Consider the following 1,815-nt stretch of genomic DNA (forward strand, 5'->3'; position numbering starts at 1 on the left):
TTGAGGCGCAGTCGCCTCTGAGTCATTACAGCCAAACAGGGCGGTTAAGCTTAGTGCAATGACTGTATATTTGAATATAGGTGTCTGTTGAAAAGTAGACGAACGTTGAAAAATAGATGAATGTTGAAAGATAGGCTTCATGGATTGCTCCTCTTGAATTTATGAAGCGATTCTATCTTTCTATTTCGTTAGGATAATCTAGCCTGCTCGTGAAACACTGTCACAATATTCATTACAATAGTTAGAGTTTCGGAAGTTCTTGTAATAGAAAATCAATCAAAAGCTGTGCTGAATGGCTTAACGCTTTACGCTGAGGGTAGAGCAACCATGCTTCTTCTTTTTGAAGATTGTCGTCGGGGAATAGGTTAATCAAGCTACCGTCTTTGAGCTGATGTCGCACCAAAAGTTCTGGTAACAACGCGATACCTCTATGTCGAATAACACCGCCTTTAACAAAGCCAATGCTGTCACTGACGACCGAAGGTTCTACTTTGATGGTGTGATCTTTGATGTCCCATTCTTTATCGATGTCCCCACTTGGCCACCTGAAGCAAACAAATGGGTAATTAGTGAGCTCTCTTAGGCTTGAAGGCTTGCCTTGTTTCTCAATAAATTCAGGGCTTGCGACAAAAATACGTTGAAGAACCATCACTTTACGGGCAACCACGTTTGCATCGCTCAACGTACCACCATGCATAGCGAGGTCTAACCCTTGACGGTACATGTCGACAAAGCCGTTACTAATGTTGCGAATATCAAGCTCAACTTTAGGATACATATCTTGGAATTTAAACAGAGTCGACTGCATGATATCGCTGGTTTCAGGCAATAGACCAATCTTAATTTGTCCGTGTGCAACCTCTGACAGGTTGGAAGCGACATGGTTTGCTTTGTCGAGCGCACTCAATGCATTGAGTAATTCTTTGTAATAGAGCTCGCCAGATTTGGTTAAGGAGAGGCTTCGTGTGGTTCTAAAGAACAGTTGAATGCCGAGAGATTTCTCAAGGTCGTTAATTCTACGGCTAACGTTAGCTCGCGGAAGGTCAAGAGCATTAGCGGCGGCAGTAAAACTACCCAGTTCGACAACGGTGGTGAACAACTTAAGATCTTCGATTTTCATAGGGTTGGTTTCGAATTTGGGTATTGGATGACAACAGTTATCGTATATCAAATAGTACATAAAATCGAAAAAACAACGAATAATTAATAACCTATTGGTGTGTATGAGACACATGTACTCAGGTGACTTAATGAAAAACGAAATCACCTCATCGATACAATCAATAAGTACGGCGTTTATTTAAAAGTATGCATGATGTAATATCTTCGCGAATATAATGTTTGAGACTACTTATGTATAATTTATCTATGAAAATGAAGATGCTTTTGTCTGCAATTGTACCAGCGATGTTGGTTGCGATTGTGACTCTAGTCATTGTTATTAACTCCCAACTATCGGCTCTTGAATATGAAATTCAAGACTACCAAACGGTCTTAACCGATGAACGTAAGAACAATATTGAAGATGCAGCTACTATCGCTCAATCTGTAGTTGAAGATGTAGTTCGACGTTTTGGTACAGGTCAAGAAGCACAAGAAGCGGTTAGATTCGCGTTAAAAGAAGCGCGTTTTTCTAATGGCAGCGGATACTTCTTTGTGTTCGACGAAAACGATCACTACATTGTTCACAGTCTAAAGCCCCAACTTGAAGGTAAAGATGGCGGCGGTTTAAAAGATCCGAATGGCATCAAAATCACGGTTCGCCTACATGAACAGGCGACAAGAGGTGGTGGTTTCATTGAATACATTTACGAC

The 1,815-nt window shown here is 40.9% G+C and carries 2 protein-coding genes and 1 pseudogene; 1 reads left to right on the forward strand and 2 read right to left on the reverse strand.

Annotation, left to right across the window (positions count from 1 at the left end; all coding sequences use genetic code 11):
• Together AB4496_RS24975 and AB4496_RS24980 are read right to left on the reverse strand one after the other, a co-directional pair.
• Window positions 1–141, reverse strand: a pseudogene (locus AB4496_RS24975) (efflux RND transporter periplasmic adaptor subunit); the annotation flags it as partial.
• Between the two features lie 100 nt (window positions 142–241).
• A complete protein-coding gene (locus AB4496_RS24980; protein ID WP_017097827.1) occupies window positions 242–1,120 on the reverse strand; it encodes a LysR family transcriptional regulator in 879 nt (292 codons plus the stop codon).
• Between the two features lie 233 nt (window positions 1,121–1,353).
• Here AB4496_RS24980 and AB4496_RS24985 point away from each other — a divergent pair.
• A partial coding sequence (locus AB4496_RS24985) for a cache domain-containing protein (RefSeq protein WP_372132499.1) occupies window positions 1,354–1,815 on the forward strand: 462 nt, incomplete at its 3' end.

The organism is Vibrio sp. 10N.222.46.A1, assembly GCF_041473595.1.
GTDB lineage: Bacteria > Pseudomonadota > Gammaproteobacteria > Enterobacterales > Vibrionaceae > Vibrio > Vibrio tasmaniensis_A.

Excerpts from the sequence above, each read along its gene's own strand:
- AB4496_RS24980 (WP_017097827.1), bottom strand. The coding sequence starts at position 1,120 with ATGAAAATCGAAGATCTTAAGTTGTTCACCACCGTTGTCGAACTGGGT.